This is a genomic window from Vibrio sp. 1727, from assembly GCF_033344415.1.
Lineage (GTDB): Bacteria > Pseudomonadota > Gammaproteobacteria > Enterobacterales > Vibrionaceae > Vibrio > Vibrio alginolyticus.
In genome coordinates this window covers 1-569 of record NZ_JAWPOT010000518.1, presented here as the reverse complement: position 1 = coordinate 569, position 569 = coordinate 1, and the positions used below count along the sequence as shown (strand labels likewise).

The 569-nt window shown below is 47.6% G+C and carries 1 protein-coding gene; it reads right to left on the bottom strand.

The genetic code is table 11. The annotated features are described in order from the left end of the window. On the bottom strand, positions 1–569 hold a 569-nt coding region (locus tag R8O10_RS26690; protein WP_318192158.1), incomplete at both ends, for a response regulator.

Here is a 569-nt window from a genome sequence, read left to right as displayed (position 1 = left end):
AAGCTTCTTAAGTAAGCTCTTCATGTGTACTTTTACCGTCGATTCAGAAATAAACAAACGATCGGCAATCTGCTTATTACGGAAGCCTCTTGCCACCTCTCGCAGGATTTGCGTTTCGCGATCCGTTAGCGAATCAAAAACATCTTCATGATCAGAGCGTTCACTCAAATACTTGGCAACCTCTTGACTGTATGCCTTGTCACCCTGATGGGCCTGTTTGAGTAGCTCAACAAGCTCATCCGGCTCTGTATCTTTTAACAAATAGCCATCCGCGCCACTGCGTACAATCGCTTCAATATCCGCAGGGCTGTCTGAAACGGTCAGAATAACAATCCTCGCCTCACAGCCATCTGCTCGCAGCGCTTTTAACGTATCCAGCCCAGACATGCCTTTCATGTTGAGGTCTAGCAGTACCAAATCGAGCTCAAGCTCATGCGCTTTTGCGACTGCATCTGCGCCATTGCTTGCTTCTGCAACGACTTCAAACTCTGGCTCAAAGCTCAGGAGTTGATGGATACCACGTCGCATCAGTGGATGATCATCCACCAGCATTACTTTACACACTGTCA